The organism is Kitasatospora sp. NPDC057223, from assembly GCF_042669755.1.
In the GTDB taxonomy this organism is placed as follows: Bacteria; Actinomycetota; Actinomycetes; order Streptomycetales; family Streptomycetaceae; genus Kitasatospora.
In genome coordinates, this window is the sequence record NZ_JBHUWW010000099.1 from 20,005 (window position 1) to 33,471 (window position 13,467).

Annotated in this window: 12 protein-coding genes; 2 read left to right on the plus strand and 10 right to left on the minus strand. The window is 74.4% G+C overall.

Features of this window, described 5'->3' with window-relative positions:
• Positions 1 to 367: 367 nt before the first annotated feature.
• From ACFUK0_RS28590 to proC, 3 genes are all read right to left on the minus strand, one after another.
• A complete protein-coding gene (locus tag ACFUK0_RS28590) occupies positions 368 to 1,462 on the minus strand; it encodes a DUF2690 domain-containing protein (RefSeq protein ID WP_380255217.1) in 1,095 nt (364 codons plus the stop codon).
• 78 nt (positions 1,463 to 1,540) lie between these two features.
• Entirely contained in the window at positions 1,541 to 2,188 is a 648-nt protein-coding gene (locus ACFUK0_RS28595; RefSeq protein ID WP_380255219.1) for an HAD family hydrolase, read from the minus strand.
• 25 nt (positions 2,189 to 2,213) lie between these two features.
• Positions 2,214 to 3,041, minus strand: coding sequence for a pyrroline-5-carboxylate reductase (proC, locus tag ACFUK0_RS28600; RefSeq protein WP_380255220.1), 828 nt, complete (start codon positions 3,039 to 3,041; stop codon positions 2,214 to 2,216).
• A gap of 163 nt (positions 3,042 to 3,204) precedes the next feature.
• Between proC and ACFUK0_RS28605 the strand changes: the two genes are divergently transcribed.
• Together ACFUK0_RS28605 and ACFUK0_RS28610 are read left to right on the plus strand one after the other, a co-directional pair.
• A complete protein-coding gene (locus ACFUK0_RS28605; protein WP_380255222.1) occupies positions 3,205 to 3,654 on the plus strand; it encodes a hypothetical protein in 450 nt (149 codons plus the stop codon).
• An 81-nt stretch (positions 3,655 to 3,735) separates the two neighbouring features.
• Complete coding sequence (locus tag ACFUK0_RS28610) at positions 3,736 to 5,052, plus strand: hypothetical protein (RefSeq protein WP_380255224.1); 1,317 nt, start codon at positions 3,736 to 3,738, stop codon at positions 5,050 to 5,052.
• A gap of 6 nt (positions 5,053 to 5,058) precedes the next feature.
• Here ACFUK0_RS28610 and ACFUK0_RS28615 read toward each other — a convergent pair whose 3' ends face one another.
• The 7 genes from ACFUK0_RS28615 to ACFUK0_RS28645 form a co-directional block, all read right to left on the minus strand.
• Positions 5,059 to 5,586, minus strand: a complete 528-nt coding sequence (locus ACFUK0_RS28615) for a hypothetical protein (protein ID WP_380255226.1) — start codon at positions 5,584 to 5,586, stop codon at positions 5,059 to 5,061.
• 93 nt (positions 5,587 to 5,679) lie between these two features.
• Positions 5,680 to 7,524, minus strand: coding sequence for a dihydroxy-acid dehydratase (ilvD, locus tag ACFUK0_RS28620; RefSeq protein ID WP_380255228.1), 1,845 nt, complete (start codon positions 7,522 to 7,524; stop codon positions 5,680 to 5,682).
• Between the two features lie 201 nt (positions 7,525 to 7,725).
• Entirely contained in the window at positions 7,726 to 8,529 is an 804-nt protein-coding gene (locus ACFUK0_RS28625) for a sugar phosphate isomerase/epimerase family protein (RefSeq protein ID WP_380255240.1), read from the minus strand.
• A 458-nt stretch (positions 8,530 to 8,987) separates the two neighbouring features.
• Positions 8,988 to 9,950 (minus strand): Ppx/GppA family phosphatase, encoded by a 963-nt coding sequence (locus ACFUK0_RS28630; RefSeq protein WP_380255230.1) that lies wholly within the window; start codon positions 9,948 to 9,950, stop codon positions 8,988 to 8,990.
• 119 nt (positions 9,951 to 10,069) lie between these two features.
• A complete protein-coding gene (locus tag ACFUK0_RS28635; protein WP_380255232.1) occupies positions 10,070 to 10,963 on the minus strand; it encodes a glycerophosphodiester phosphodiesterase in 894 nt (297 codons plus the stop codon).
• Positions 10,964 to 11,186: 223 nt separating this feature from the next.
• Entirely contained in the window at positions 11,187 to 12,509 is a 1,323-nt protein-coding gene (locus tag ACFUK0_RS28640; RefSeq protein WP_380255234.1) for an SUKH-4 family immunity protein, read from the minus strand.
• Positions 12,506 to 13,467, minus strand: a 962-nt coding sequence (locus tag ACFUK0_RS28645; RefSeq protein WP_380255236.1) for a toxin glutamine deamidase domain-containing protein, incomplete at its 5' end; no start/stop codon positions are given. The genes ACFUK0_RS28640 and ACFUK0_RS28645, both read right to left, overlap by 4 nt.

Genomic DNA, 13,467 nt, shown 5'->3' on the forward strand with positions numbered 1-13,467 from the left:
GGGAGAAAACCGGCCACCCGGAACAGCGGGTCGGCTCACGCCCGCTGCCGGTTTCCGGCCCGAGGCGCATCCCCGCAGGTGGCGGGTGGTGCGGCGGCCGGCGGCGGCTTTGGGAAATTCCCAGAAACCTCCTTGGTGCCGCTCACCGGTGGTGGGACATCCGTTCGATCGACAGTGTTCGAGGTGTCGGGGTGCGGCTCGACCGGACGGGACGACCGCACGACGACAGGGGGTACGGCCGGCGGAGGGAAACCCGTGTGCAGATCATCACCGGCACGGGCTTACCGACCTGACCGCAGGACGGACTTGGTGTCCGGGGGTGGAACGGCCGCGCCGGCGGCCGCGCTCGCCACCCCCGGACGCACCGTCACTGCGGAGCGTCCGGAGTGTCCGTGGCACCCTGGGTGCCGGGGGCGCCCGGGACGGCGGCGGTACTCGGTTCACCGGCACTCGGCACGGCACCAGTGCTCTGCGCGGGAACGGGGGTCGGATTGGTCAGGACGGGTGCGGTGGCGGGATCGACGATCACCGGGCCGCAGTTCCTGCCCTCCGGCTGCTCGCCGCAGACCTGGAGCCGGCTGTCGGGCCGGGAGGCGTCGACCATCGGGGAGTAGGAGTCGTACCCCCAGTGGACCAACGCCGTCTGGTGCTGGCCGGCGGCGTTGGTGACGGTCGCCGTGAACCCCACGGACGCGTCCGTGATCTTGGCCCAGGCGGCCTTGCAGTGCGGGCTGTACCGCACGTAGATGGTCATCTGCTTCACGTTGGCGCTGGAGATCGTGACGGCGTCGGCGCTGCAGCCCGCCGCCTGCGGGTCCTTCCCCACGCAGCCCGCCGCCTCGCACGAACCGTGGACCGCCCCGACGGGGGTGGCCGACGGTGACGGCGAGGCCACCGCGGACGGGGCCGCCGCCTGCGACCGGTCGAGCAGACCGGTCGACACGACGGCTGCGACGACCGTCAGCAGCACGGCCGCCGCGGCCGCCCACCGGCCGGACCGCGTGCCCGGCAACCAGCGCGGCAGGGCCCTCGGCGCGGCCTCGGTCCCAGCCTCCGGCACCGGCACCGGCACCGGCACCGGCTCGGGTTCGGGTTCGGGTTCAACCTCCGGTTCCGGCTCCGGCTCCGGCTCCGGCTCCGGCTCCGGCTCGGGCTCCGGCTCCGTCCCGGCCGATGCCTGCTCCGGTTGCTGCCCCTGCTGCGCCGAGGCCCACAGCTCCAGCAGCCCGTCCCGCACCGGGTCGGGCACCGCCGCGAGTTCGGTGAGCCGCAGCAGCGCGGGCTCGGTCACCAGCCGCTCCCCGTTCAGCCAGCGCTGCCAGGACGACTTGCTGTAGTGGGTCCGCGCCGCGAGTTCCGTCAGCGTCAGCCCCGAGTCGTCCTTCATCGAGCGCAGCGCCCCGACGAGTTCACGCTCCCCCGCGGGCAGCCCGTCGGGCAGCCCGCGCCAGTTCCCAGCCATGATGAGCTCCCCCTCGACATCCGGTCGGTCCGCGACCGGCGGGAAGCATACACAGGACCGGAGCGCGACCGGGAACCGTCAGAGCACGCCCGAAATCTCGGCCAGATCAGCGATCAGCCCGGTCGCGCCGGCGGCGGTGAGCTTCGCCGGGTCGGTGAGGGCGGTGTGGCCGTACACGTCCATACCGGCGGCGCGGGCGGCCAGCACGCCGTTGACACTGTCCTCGACGACCAGGCAGCGGGCCGGGTCGACGCCGAGGGTGCGGGCGGCGTGCAGGAACAGGTCGGGCGCGGGCTTGCCGACGCCGACGTCCTGGGCGCTGAAGATCCGTTCCTCGGCGAACCAGCCGCGCAGGCCGGTCAGGTCGAGTGCGGTGCGGATCCACTCGTGGTGCGCCGAGGACGCCAGGCAGTAGGGCACGGAGCGCTGCCGGAGGTCCTTCAGCAGCTGCTCCGCGCCCCGGACGGCGGTGAGTTCGGCCTCGAACGCGGCGAACACCCGGGCGTGGAACAGACCGTCGAAGCCCTCGGGCAGCGTCGCGCCGTACCGCTCGCCGATCACGTCGTGGACCCGGTGGGCGGCCGTGCCCATGTAGTCCCGGTAGGAGTCCTCGACCGTGGTCGGGAAGCCGAGTTCGGTCAGGTACTCGGCGAGCAGCCGGTTCGAGATCGGCTCGCTGTCCACGAGCACACCGTCATTGTCGAAGATCACCAGGTCGTAGCTCACCCGGCCCAGAGTAGACCGGCCGGTTCTACTTGCCGCCGGAGGCCAGCTCCCGGGAGCGGTCGCGGGCCGCCTCCAGGGCGCTCAGCAGAGCCGCCCGGACACCGTGGTTCTCCAGCTCGCGGATCGCGGAGATGGTGGTGCCGGCCGGCGAGGTGACGGCCTCGCGCAGCTTGACCGGGTGCTCGCCGGAGTCGCGCAGCATCACCGAGGCGCCGATCGCGGACTGCACGATCAGGTCGTGCGCGACGTGCCGGGGCAGGCCGAGCAGGATGCCCGCGTCGGTCATCGCCTCGACCAGGAAGTAGAAGTACGCGGGGCCGGAGCCGGAGAGCGCGGTGGCCGCGTCCTGCTGGGCCTCCGGCAGCCGCAGCGCCTTGCCGACCGAGCGGAAGATCTCCTCGGCCCGCTCCAGGTGCGCCTCGGTGGCGTGCGAGCCGCCCGAGATCACCGACATGCCCTCGTCCACCAGGACGGGCGTGTTGGGCATCACCCGGACGACGGCGGTGCCGACCGCGAGACGGGCCTCGAACCAGCGGGTCGGGATGCCGGCCGCCGCCGAGATGACCAGCCGGTCCGGCGCGACGTGCGGGGCGAGCTCCTCCAGCAGGGTGCCCATGTCCTGCGGCTTCACCGCGAGGATCAGGGTGTCGGCGAGCTTGGCCGCCTCGGCGTTGGTCACCACGGTGACGCCGTACCTGGTGGCGAGCTCGGCGGCGCGCTCGGGGCGGCGGGCCGTCACCAGGACGTCCGCCGGGTCCTTGCCGGCCCGCAGCAGGCCCGAGAGCAGGGCCTCACCGATCTTTCCGGTGCCGAGAAAGGCGATCTTCTGTCCGTGTGCCGCGCTGCTGCTCATAGCCGCTCCTTCGTACGGTGCTGCGGCCATCCTCGCACCGCGCGCGGGCCCGCAGCGCAGCCGTCCACCCTGCGGGCAGGCCCCGGTGCGCACCGCCCCGTAGGGGCCGAACTCGGGGTTCTCCCCTATGGCTTCCGGGCGGAAGGCGGCGCACCGTGGAGGTATGGCACACGGAGACTTGTCCCGACGCGACAACCAGCAGCTCGCCGTCGCCTCGGCGACGATGGGGCCTTGGAAGACGGCCGCAGGGGTCGGTGCGGTGGTGGGCGGTGCGGCGCTCGGGGTGGAAGTGATCACCGGGCACTGGTCGCTCGACATCCTGGCCGGCCCGGTCGGCTGGGCGCTGTTCTTCTTCTTCCTGGTGGGCACGGTGGGCGGGCGGCTGCGCCCGGACGCCGGCGACCGGCGGATCCGGCGGTGGGCCGCCGAGCACCCGTGGCAGTCGGCGATGCCGGCGGCCGGGCTGCTGCTCGTCCTGAACACCCTGGCGCAGACCTTCCTCGGCGACGCGAGCCTGATCGGGGCCTTCCTGGTCTCGCTGCTGCCGGCCGGGCTCCTGCTGGCCGTCGCGGGAGTGGCCGGCTCGGTGAAGGAGGCCCGCAAAAAGGGGTAATCGTCGCAGAGCGCACACGAATTCAACACCTGGTGTGCCCCCGGACAGGGAGGTGTCACCCGGGCTCGGCATACTGACGCGATGCCGATAGCCGAAGATCCGGATCCCCGCCCGTCCGAGGGGTCCGAGCCGGGCGGGACGGACCCGTTCGAGAACCTCGTCCTGGACGAGGAGTTCGTCAGGGGTGCCACCGTCAAGGAGCAGTCCGGGCGGACCAGGATGCTCACCGCCCGGTGGAAGCACCAGCCGCCGGTCGACCCGGGCGGGCGCCGGTCGGTACCCGGACCGCGCGGCCGCACCCGGCGGTTCCGCCGCGGCCCGCGGCCGGTCGACCCGTGGGGCAACAGCCGGCGCCCGAAGCGGGACTGGCGGGCACCGCTGTTCGTCGTCCTCACCGTCGCCGTGCTGCTCGCCGCGCTCAACATCGACGGCCTGCGGGACTGGTACCACGGCAAGGACCAGGCAGCGCCGCCCGTCAGCGCGCCGAGCGTCGGCCCGGAGACGGCACAGCCCACCGCGGCCCCGCCACCGGTGGCCGAGCAGACGCCGACCGTCGACCACCCGTGGGCCGGCTCGCCCGCCGAGGGCTGGCCGGCCGGGCCGGACGCGATCGTGCTGCCGCCGGCGCAGGCGGTCGGCCGTTTCACCGAGGAGCAGGTCACGGCCCAGCTGAAGCTGGTCAAGGACTTCCTGACGGCGGCCAACCTGGATCCGGCGGTCGTCGCGGGCGGCCGCCCGCAGACGGCTCTGGACCTGCTGGGCCGCGAGGAGCAGGACCCGGCCGCCAAGGCGGTCGACCACCCCAGCGAACAGAACGACCCGACCTACCTGTTCAGCCGCTTCGACCCGCGGGACGCGATCCCGGTCGGCGACGTGCGAGTGCAGGGCCGGACGACCTTCGAGGACGACGGCGAGAAGGGCGTCCTCGTCCACACCGACTACACCTTCGCGTACGCGCTGCGCCCGGGCCCGGAGGCCGCGAAGGCCGTACCGGTGCCGAAGCCCTCGGCGAGCGGGCGGCCGGCGGCGCCGCAGGACACGTCCACGGCGAAGCCGGTGGGCTGGAGCGTCCGCACGGCCGGGGACGTCAGCGGCGACACCCGGACCGCCCGCACCATCATCCGGCGCACGCTCGACTTCCGGTTCTTCGACCCGGCCAGGTACAGCAACAGCACGAAGAAGATCAGCCTCGCGAAGATCAACAGCAACGCCGGCAACAGCGCCTGCTACGTCTACGACGGCTTCTACCACCCGCAGTTCGACCAGTTCGCACGGCCCGCCCTGCCGGGGATCCCGGAGCCCACCGGACCGACCACCGACCCGTACGACCGGAGCGGGCCGCTGCCCGAGTACGACCCGGACGCGCCTGCGGACTGCGGCACCGTCAGCCGGAGCTGAGCGCCCTCAGCGCTTGCGCCTGCCCCGGCCCGGCGCCCTGCCGTCGGGCCGGCCGGTGCGGCCCGCCTGCCGCCGCTGGTAGCGGTCGGCGGCCTGCTCGTAGCGGGCCCGCAGGACGGACTCGCCGGGAGCCTCGACGAGGCTGCGGGCGAAGTACGCGAGGAGGCCGCCGACGCCGCCGATGATCCAGACCGCGCCGAGCGACTTGTCCTCGGCCATCCAGCCGGTGAGCGCGTCCCTGCCCTCGGTCAGCAGCTTCCAGTTCCGCAGGGCCGCCAGGCAGGAGCAGACCGCGACGGCCGCCACCAGCAGGCCGTAGACGAAGCCCCCGGCGTCGGACTGCTGGACGCCCTGCACGCCGAAGCGCAGCAGGAGGGCGCCGGCGGCGGCCGCGAGCAGGGCGCCGAGGGGGACGAGGACGCGGCGCAGCCGGTAGCCGGAGCCGCGCTCGACCCAGCTGGTGCCGAACCAGCGGATCGCCTCCGGTTCGGGGGCGCCGTCGGCTCTGGTGCTGGGGGTGCGGTCGTCGTTCACGAGTCCGATTATCACCTGCCGGGGGCCGGACGACGGAGGAGCCGCCCCGGCGTGCGGGGCGGCTCCTGCGTCGGACGGGTGGGGCGGGCGAGGTCAGCCGAGCCGGCTGACGTCGCGGACGGCGCCCTTGTCGGCCGAGGTGGCCATCGCGGCGTACGCCTTCAGCGCCGCGCTGACCTGGCGGTCGCGGTTCTTCGGCCTGTAGCCGCCCTCGGCCTCCAGCTTCAGCCGGCGCTCGTGCAGCTCCTCGAAGGAGACCTGCAGCTCGACCGTGCGGCCGGGGATGTCGATGGCGATGATGTCGCCGTCCTCGACCAGCGCGATGGTGCCGCCGGAGGCCGCCTCGGGCGAGGCGTGGCCGATCGACAGGCCGGACGTCCCGCCGGAGAACCGGCCGTCGGTGATCAGCGCGCAGGCCTTGCCCAGGCCCCGGCCCTTGAGGAAGGAGGTCGGGTAGAGCATCTCCTGCATGCCGGGGCCGCCCTTGGGGCCCTCGTAGCGGATGACGACGACGTCGCCCTCCTTGACCCGCTTGGTGAGGATCGCGTCGACCGCGTCCTCCTGCGACTCCAGCACCACGGCCGGACCGCTGAACGTCCAGATCGACTCGTCGACGCCGGCCGTCTTCACGATGCAGCCGTCCTCGGCGAGGTTGCCGTAGAGCACCGCGAGGCCGCCCTCGACCGAGTACGCGTGCTCGACGCTGCGGATGCAGCCGTCGGCGGCGTCCGTGTCCAGGGTGTCCCAGCGCTCGGACTGCGAGAAGGCGGTGGCGGAGCGGACGCAGCCGGGGGCGGCGTGGAACAGCTCGACGGCCTTCGGGGAGGGCGAACCGCCACGGATGTCCCAGGTCTTCAGCCACTCGTCGAGCGAGGAGGAGTGCACGGTGTGCACGTCCTCGTTGAGCAGCCCGCCGCGGTACAGCTCGCCGAGGATGGCGGGGACGCCGCCGGCCCGGTGGACGTCCTCCATGTAGTACTTGCCGTTGGGCGCGACCTTGGACAGGCACGGCACCTTGCGCGAGATGGCGTCGATGGCGCGCATGTCGAAGTCCACCTCGGCCTCCTGGGCCGCGGCGAGCAGGTGCAGGATCGTGTTGGTCGAGCCGCCCATCGCGATGTCGAGCGCCATGGCGTTCTCGAACGCGGCGCGGGTGGCGATGTTGCGCGGCAGGACGGAGTAGTCGTCCTGGTGGTAGTGCCGCTGGGTGATCTCGACGATGTTGCGGCCGGCGTCCTCGTACAGGGCGCGGCGGGCGGTGTGGGTGGCCAGCACCGAGCCGTTGGCGGGCAGCGAGAGGCCGATCGCCTCGGTCAGGCAGTTCATCGAGTTGGCGGTGAACATGCCCGAGCACGACCCGCAGGTCGGACAGGCGTTCTCCTCGATGATCGCGATGTCCGCGTCCGAGACGTTCTCGTTCACGGCGTCGGAGATCGCGTTGACCAGGTCGAGCTTGCGCACGGTGCCGTCCACCAGGACGGCCTGGCCGGCCTCCATCGGGCCGCCGGAGACGAAGACCGTCGGGATGTTGAGGCGCAGCGCGGCCATCAGCATGCCGGGGGTGATCTTGTCGCAGTTGGAGATGCAGATCAGGGCGTCCGCGCAGTGCGCGTTGACCATGTACTCGACCGAGTCGGCGATCAGGTCGCGCGAGGGCAGCGAGTACAGCATGCCGGCGTGGCCCATCGCGATGCCGTCGTCGACCGCGATGGTGTTGAACTCGCGCGGGATGCCGCCGGCCGCCTGGATGGCCTCGGAGACGATCCGGCCGACCGGCTGCAGGTGGGTGTGGCCCGGCACGAACTCGGTGAAGGAGTTGGCCACCGCGATGATCGGCTTGCCGAAGTCCTCGCGGGCTACACCGGCGGCCCGAAGGAGCGCGCGGGCGCCTGCCATGTTGCGACCGTGGGTGACCGTACGGGACTTCAGCTCGGGCACTGTGTCCACTCCTTCGGAGGCTGCTGCGGCCGGTGCGTTGGTGGGAGGGTGCAGGGCCGCTGGTAGCTATCGAGCGTACGCCCCCCGTCCAGCGGACGGACGCCGCGTCCGCGATGCGGTCAGCCGGGTCGAAGTGTGGTCGGGGCGCGGTCGGGCCGCGGTCGGGGCGCGGTCGCGTTCCGACGGCGGCCCCGGGCGCGGTCAGCGCACCCGCGCCGGGGTGGCCAGGTGGAGGCGGGTGAAGGCGAGTGCCTCGGCGAGGTCGGCCTCGCGTTCGGCGGCGGAGGCGGAGCGGCGGGTGTTGACCTCCAGGACGACGTGGCCGTCGAATCCGGTGCGGGCCAGGTGCTCCAGGAGCTCGGCGCAGGGCTGGCTGCCCCGGCCGGGGATCAGGTGCTCGTCCTTGCCGGAGCCGCTGCCGTCGGCGAGGTGGATGTGGGCGAGCCGGTCGCCCATCCGGCCGACCATCTCCAGGGCGTCGATCCGGGAGGTGGAGGCGTGCGAGAGGTCGATGGTGAAGTGCCGGTACTCCTCCTCGGTGACGTCCCAGCCAGGGGAGTAGGCGAGCACCTCGCGGTCGCGGTAGCGCCAGGGGTACATGTTCTCGACGGCGAAGCGGACGTCGGTCTCGCCCGCCATCCGGCCGATGCCCCGGACGAACTCGCGGGCGTACTGGCGCTGCCAGCGGAACGGCGGGTGGACGACGACGGCGCTCGCGCCGAGCTTCTCGGCGGCCGCCCTGGCGCGGACGAGCTTGGTCCACGGGTCCGTGGTCCAGACCCGCTGGGTGATCAGCAGGCAGGGGGCGTGGACGGCCAGGATCGGCATCCGGTGGGTGTCGGAGAGGCGGCGGAGCGCCTCGATGTCCTGGCTGACCGGGTCGTTCCAGACCATCACCTCCACCCCGTCGTAGCCGAGCCGTTCGGCGAGCTCGAAGGCGACGCCGGTGGACTCGGGGTAGACCGAGGCGGTGGACAGCGCGACCTTGGTGTCCGGGATGTGCAGTGCGGGGTGCGGGGGGAGCACCAGCCGGTCGGTGGTGCGCAGCAGCGGGGCGGCCTTCGCGGCCGGCTTCCTGGCCGCCTTCTTCGCGGCCTTCACCGCGCCGACGGTCTTCACCGCCCGCTTCACGGCGGCCTTGCGGGTCGGTTTCGGTGCCCGGGCCGGCTCGGCCTGCTCCGCGGGCCCGGCGGACTTCGCGGCGGACTTCGCAGCGCGCTTGGCGGGTTTGGCGGGCTTGGCCGTCCGAGCCGCCCGAGCTGCACTGGAGGCGGCCTCGACCGTGCGTCCAGCGGCCGTGCCCGCCCTGGCCCGGCGCGGCCCGGCAGGCCGCGGCTGCCCCGGATCGGCAGCGCGGCCCTCCTGCGTCCCGTCCTCGCCCGCTGGTTGCGCCACGGGAGACAGCGTAAGCGGACGGGGCCCGGAACGGGACGTACCGGCAGGATGCGTCACATCGCGGGTGGTCAGCCGGTGAGGGCCGCGCGTCGGCGGTCGGCGGGGCTGTCCAGGGTGTCGAGGCGGCGCAGGATGATGCCCTCGCGCAGGGCCCAGGGGCAGATCGCGAGTTCGTCCAGCCCGAAGAGGTCCATCGAGGCGTCGGCGACCAGGGCGCCCGCGAGCAACTGCCTGGCCCGGCCGGCTGAGACCCCCGGGATCTGCGCGCGTTCGCCGACCGACATCGCGCAGAGCTTGGGCAGCCACGCCGAGAGTCCGGCCCGGGTGAGCCGGCGGGCGGCGTACTGGCCGGCCTCGGCGGGGGCGGCGCCGGTCATTCGGGCGAGCTGCTTGAAGGTCTTGGAGGTGGCCACCGCGTGGTCGGGCGGCCCGAGCCGGGCGATCTCGCCGACCACGCCGGCGATCTCGGCGCGGATGTGGCGTCTGAGCCGGCGCAGGTCCTCCGGGTCGGCGATGTCGCCCGGCAGCCAGCCGGCGGTCAGCCGGCCCGCGCCGAGCGGCAGCGAGCACGCGACGTCGGGCTGTTCGTCGAGGCCGCAGGCGATCTCCAGCGAGCCGCCGCCGATGTCGAGGTTGAGCAGGCGCCCGGAGGACCAGCCGAACCAGCGCCGGACGGCGAGGAAGGTCAGCCGGGCCTCGTCCTGTCCGGAGAGCACCCGCAGTTCGACGCCGGTCTCCTCGGCGACCCGTCGCAGCACGGCCTCGCCGTTGGCGGCCTCGCGCACGGCGGAGGTGGCGAACGGCAGGACGTCCACGACGCCCTTGTCCTCGGCGACCCGGATCGAGGAGGCGATCATGCCGACCAGCTTGTCCACGCCGGCCTCGCCGATGGCGCCCTCGGCGTCGAGCAGTTCGGCGAGCCGCAGCTCCGCCTTGTGGGAGTAGGCGGGCAGCGGGGCAGCACCGGGATGGGCGTCCACCACGAGGAAGTGGACGGTGTTGGAACCTACGTCTAGAACACCGAGTCGCATAACGCTCCACGCTACGCGATTCGAACGTCGGGCGGCCCTGGCCTGCGCATTTCGATCCCGTACCGGTCCCCGGGGAGCCGGCCGGCCACGTTGACGACCAGTCAGTTCACCTGCCCTGCCTACAGTTCGGTCCGGCCAGGCGGCGGGGTGTCACCGCGCGGCGGCCGGCAGCGGGCGTCCACCCAGCGCCGGGCCTCGGCCGGCACGTCGGTGATCAGCCCGGTGGCCTCGCGGTCGGACATCAGCTGCCAGGACGCCTCGTCGTCCAGCGTCCAGACGTAGACCTGCCGGCCCGCCTGCCGTTCGGCGGTGATCCTCGCGGCGGTGGCGAGCCCCTCGTCGAGGGCGAGGCCGTCCAGCGGGAGGCCGGCCGTCGGGTCCTGGATGGCGACGCCCTGGATCAGGACGACCGGGAGATCGGGGGCGGCGGCGTGGGCCTGCTTGAGGTGCTCGGCGGAGAACGAGTAGAGGACGACGTCGGCATGGCTGTCGGCGGCCATCCGGGCGATCCGGGGCACGTCCTCGCCCCGCTGCCACTTGATCTCCATCAGCAGCCTGGTCCGGGTGCCGGCCAGCCGGGCGAGCAGCTGCTCCAGGGTCGGCACCGGATGGGGGCCGCCCGGGCCCACCGTGACCCGCAGGGCGGCGATCTGCGCGGCCGTGAGGTCGGCCACCGCGCCCTTGCCGTCGGTGACCCGGTCGACCGTGGAGTCGTGCATCAGGACGGGCACGCCGTCCCTGGTGGTCTGGACGTCGGTCTCCAGCCAGTCGGCGCCGCCCTTCAGGGCCACCTCGAACGAGGCCATGGTGTTCTCCGGCGCGGCCCTGGGCGCGCCGCGGTGCCCGATCACCACCGGCTGGTCGCAGACCTTCGGGGCGGCGGCGAGCTGGGCGCGCAGGGCCACCGGCGGGGGGCCCTGCGCGCCGGGCGGGGCGGCGCAGCCGGCCGTCGGCAGCACCAGCAGGACGAGGGCGGCGAGGGCGGCCGCGCGGGCGCGGGGCGGAACGGTCACGACGGGACTCCGGTTCGGTGGTGCACGTCCGGGCAGGGGCCGGACGAATCACCGGGAATGATGCGACGAAATGATGTGACGGGATGATGTGACAACCCGTCAATTCATCGGGCTGTTCTCATGATGCGTCTGCCGGTGCCGGCCGCACGGCGGCACCACGCGTACGGTCACCCGTACGGCCAGCCGGACCGGCCGCCGCACGGGGCACCGCCGGCCTCTCGTCTCACAGCAGGCCGTCCCAGAACTGCTCGACGAGGACGGCCCACCAGTTCTCCGGGTCGTCGAAGACCGTCCCGTCGAGGGCGGCCAGGCCCCACTGGAGTTCGGCCACGGCCGGCCCTGCCGCGTACGGGTGCAGGCCGCGCAGCCGCGGCAGCCGGTCGGCGAACAGGGCGAGGCAGCGGACGAAGGACGCCAGGTCGGCGTTGCAGTAGCGGGCCGTGGCGTAGTCCGGGTCGATCGCGCGGACCTGGCCCCGTGCGGTGTCCACGGTGATCAGCGACCAGCCGTCGGTGCCGAGCACCAGTTGCGACACCAGCTCCTGGCCGGCCCGGACGGTCGCCCGGGTGCCCCGCCCCAGCCCGGCGAGGTGGCCGGCGGCCTCGGGGAGCACCGGCCCGGTGCGGGTGCCGTCCAGCACGCCGTCCGGGCGCGGGTGGTGGAGCGCGAAGTACCCCTCGACCTCCACCGGGACGCCGATCCGCAGCAGCGCCCGGGCCGTCACCTCCGGCAGGTCGGCCCGCAGCACGTCGGCGGGGTCGAAGCGGCACACCCCCTGCGGGCCGAACTGCTCCGTCAGCCGGGCCGACAGCGTCCGGTCGGGCTCGGCCGGGGCGGCCGGCACCGCACGGGGGAACGGCACCCGGTTGCGCCGCGCGGGCGCGGGCTGCCCGGCCTCGGCCGCGGGCACCGGCAGGGCGCGCACGGCCTGGGCCCGGTGGTCGAAGCGCGGACCGTACGGCAGGTCGAACGTCACCCGGACGGCGGGCAGTTCGGCGGCCAGGGCGTGCGACCAGTAGCCGCCCGGCAGTGCGGCGATCCGCAGGTCGGTGTGGACGGCGAGGACGTCCTCGGCCCGGACGCCCTGCTCCTGCAGCCAGCGCCACCCCCGCAGCGCCGGGTGGGCCTGGCCGGGCGCGGAGCGCAGGGCCAGGGTCTGCTGCTCGCCCAGTTCGTCACGGTACGTCAGTTCGGCCCGGGTGCCCGCCCCGGTGACCGGGGGCAGCGCCGGGTCGTACGAGCCGGCGCCCAGGCTGTCCCGGTAGAGCCGGATCACCTCGGGCACGGGCACGGACGGCCAGACGCTCAGCGCGCCGGTCACCCGGTCGACGACGGCGCAGGCCGCGCCGATCTCCTCGGGCGCCCGGCGCTCGCCGGTCAGCGGGTCCACCCGGACCGGGGACGGGTCGCCCCACAGCACCCAGCCGAGGTCGAACTCGTGGGAGTGCACCCTGCGGCTGCCCGTGGCGGAGTCCGCCGACGCCCGGGGCAGGTCGCCGTTGATCCAGCGGTGGGCGGTGTCGACCGCCTGGGCTCGGGTGGTCACGCGTCGGCGCTCCTGGTGCTGGGGGTGTCGGTCTGCGCCGGCGGCGCCGCCGGGGCCGCCGCCTGGCGCGGGCGGTGCTCGGCGAGGTCCAGCGGGCGGCCGTCCGGGTCGAGGGCGATCGCCCACAGCCCGTGGTCCGCGCTGTGCAGCGGCGCCGGGCCCTGCCGGCCCGTCTGGTGGTCCAGGTAGACCACGGCCCCCTGGTGGCTGACGGCGTTCCAGGCGTGCGAGCGCCCGTACCCGTCCACCGTGAGCAGCAGCGCCTGTGCGCCGTGCCCGGCCCGGCGCAGCTCGCCCGCCAGCCGCTCGTGGGCCCCGGTGCCGTCGCCCAGGTCGCGGAACGCCGCGCCCAGCTCCCGCTCGGCGCGGTCCCGGCCGCCGCGCTCGCCCGCGTCGCCCTCGGTGGGGATGCGCGGGGCGGCGCAGGCGGGGTGCCCGGAGAAGGTGTCGACGGCCGACAGTGCGATCTCCAGGCCGTTGTTGGCGCGGCCCGGCTCGCCGTACCCGCCGTCGTTGACCACCTCGGCCCAGCCGCCGGCCGCCGGATCCGGGTGCCGCACGGGCAGGCCGTCGGCGCCCCGGGGCACCCGTCGCTCGACCTCGGCCTGGTGCTGCGGGTCGACCGGTCCGAGGCCGCCGGGCACGCCGTACGGGCGGCTGTCCGCGATGCTGCGGGGCCGCACCGCGGCCTGGGGCCCGTCGTCGCCCGGTCCGCCGCGGTCGCGCAGCGCGACGGCCATCACCATCACCTGGCCGGTGGCCACCGGAGTGGCCCAGGAGCCGACACCCTCCCCCGCGAGGCCGTCCGGGCGGCGGCGCGACTCGCCCGCGCCCAGGCCGGCGCCCGCGCCCGGCACCGCTCCCGACCCCTCGGCCGCGAACCGGCCCGGCCCGGGAGTGAGGACGGGGGCGGCACCCACCGGCCCCGGGGCGACCGCGCCCGCGCCGGGGCGTGCCC